Source organism: Kitasatospora sp. NPDC007106 (assembly GCF_040634455.1).
GTDB classification, from domain to species: domain Bacteria; phylum Actinomycetota; class Actinomycetes; order Streptomycetales; family Streptomycetaceae; genus Kitasatospora; species Kitasatospora arboriphila.
Genome location: NZ_JBEYFP010000899.1, coordinates 1 through 2,273, shown reverse-complemented (window position 1 = coordinate 2,273; position 2,273 = coordinate 1). Strand labels below are relative to the sequence as shown.

General features: G+C 73.7%; 2 protein-coding genes and 1 pseudogene. All 3 read left to right on the top strand.

The annotated features are described in order from the left end of the window. Positions 1-294 precede the first annotated feature (294 nt). Positions 295-1,149: a leishmanolysin-related zinc metalloendopeptidase gene (locus ABZ641_RS33810; protein WP_359988107.1), complete on the top strand. Its 855-nt coding sequence runs from the start codon at positions 295-297 to the stop codon at positions 1,147-1,149. A 13-nt stretch (positions 1,150-1,162) separates the two neighbouring features. Next, entirely contained in the window at positions 1,163-1,534 is a 372-nt protein-coding gene (locus tag ABZ641_RS33805) for a hypothetical protein (protein ID WP_359988105.1), read from the top strand. A 336-nt stretch (positions 1,535-1,870) separates the two neighbouring features. Beyond that, positions 1,871-2,273: pseudogene (locus ABZ641_RS33800) on the top strand (hypothetical protein); the annotation flags it as partial.

Here is a 2,273-nt window from a genome sequence, read left to right as displayed (position 1 = left end):
CGTTCGGTGCCGGTGCCGCGGGCCGTCCGGGCGGGCACGGGACCGAGATGCCGCACCGGCCGCAGCGCGGGAGGATCGAAGGGACGGGGCCGGAACACGAGCCGGACCCCGGCGGGCGGCGCCCCGCGGCCGCCCCCGACCGCCGTTCGACGCCCCGCACCGACTGCCCCACCAGACCGACGCCCGCCCTGCCGTGGCCCGCGTCCGGTCACCGGCCGTCCGCCGCGGCCCCGATCCACCGGACGTCCCGCACGAGCACTCCCACGAGCCCTCCCACGAAAGGGCGGGAATCCCATGAACGCCTTCGAAAGCCACATCGCGCGCGCGGACCTCGCGGCCGCCAAGCGCCTCACCGGTACCACCTCCCCCTACACGATCGAAGTCGAGTTCCTCGGCGGGCTGACCGAGTCGCAGAAGAACGCGTTCAAGGCCGCCGCCGACCGCTGGGTCCGCGTCATCGTCGGTGACCTGCCGGACGTCGCCGTCGGCGACCGGATCGTCGACGACCTCGTGATCCGCGCCCAGGGCCGGACCATCGACGGCCCCGGCCACATCCTCGGCCAGGCCGGACCCACCCAACTGCGGCCCGGCCCCGGGCCCTCGGAGTTCCTGCCCGCCGTCGGCCTGATGTCCTTCGACCAGGACGACCTGGCCTCGATGGAGGCCAACGGCACCCTCGTCGACGTGATCACCCACGAGATGGGCCACGTCATCGGCATCGGCACGGTCTGGAAGCTCAAGGGTCTGCTGCGCGGCAGCGGAGGGCCCAACCCGACCTTCACCGGCCTCAACGCCTCGTCGGAGTACGCCGTCCTCGTGGGCGACCCCGAGCCCCGGCGCGTCCCGGTCGAGAACACCGGTGGTCCCGGCACCCGGGACGGCCACTGGCGCGAGACCGTCTTCGCGGACGAGCTCATGACCGGCTTCGTCGGCCACGCCGGCAACCCCCTCAGCCGGATGACCGCGGCCAGCCTCCGGGACCTCGGGTACGAGGTCGACCTCGACGCCGCCGACCCCTACGTCCTGCCCAACCACCTCGAACTCGCCGAGCGCGGCGAGCTGCGCGCCCACGTCGCACCGATCGACGTCGGCGTGATGCTGCCCACCATCCCCGACACGCTGCCCGCCGACAGCCTGCAGACCGCCTGAGGCGACACCCGCCATGGCGGACAACGACCGACCGCAGCCGCGGGAGCAGCCCTACACCGTCCGGCGTCCCGAGGTCTCCGTCCTCGGCAGCCAGTCCGTTGTCCCCCGGGACAACGTGGTACGCCCCCCGCCCAACCACTTCACCCACACGCTCGACGCGGACGGGCCCTACTGGTACGACCACCATCGGCCCGAGGGGCCGCCGGACGGCATCCTGCCGGCCGGAACGGCCGTGGCGCTCCTCGTCGAGGCGGACCGGTACTGCGGCGTCGTCACCCCCAGCGGCCTGTACGTCGCCGTCCACCGCACCCACCTCCAGGTCCTGCCGCACCCGTCCCAGCCTCCGCCGCCCGGCCCGGGACCGGGCGAGGAGGACGACGCCTGACGCGGCGGACCTGTCGGACGGTCAGGACCGCGCCCGGGAGCGGCAGTCCCGGGTGCGGCCGGTGCGGCCCGTGGGACGGACGCCGCCCCAGGGCCCGTGCTTGATCCACATGCCTGCACCGTTCGTGTGGCGTTACGTTGGAACTTGACCCCCCGCCGACAACCCCCCGCCGGTTCGCGGCCTTTGTGGAGCGTCGCGAGAGCCCCGGGGACGCACGACGCCCACGTGTTCCGGCCGGACCGGACGCCACGACTGCCACTCGGTGGGCGGGTTCCGGCCGCAGGCCGGGGTGTGGTCCGACACATCCGCCGCCGCCCACCGTCTTGGAGGACGATCATGGGTGACTTCGCCGTGAACACATCCGTCGCCGGGGTCCAGTCGCAGCCGTGCGCCGACGCGCTGATCGGCAGCGAGCTGTTCACCGCCGTCTGGGCGGACAGCGCGGACGCCGGCATCAAGGGCCGGCACGTCAACACGGGCGGCACGCCGCTCGGGGCCGAGTTCCTCGTCAGCGACACGCCGCCCGGCAACAACACCGACCGGCAGCGGCCCTTCGTGGACTCCATCGGCGGGACCACCTTCGCCGCCTGGATCGAGCAGCCGTTCAACCTGCCCCCGCCGACTCCGCACGTGGTCCTGCGGCGCTTCTCCGGCACGCAGCCGGGCGGGCCGCCGGTGCAGGTCAGCACCGACTCCATCGATCCCTCGTCTCCGCCGACGGTCACCCGGATGATCGACG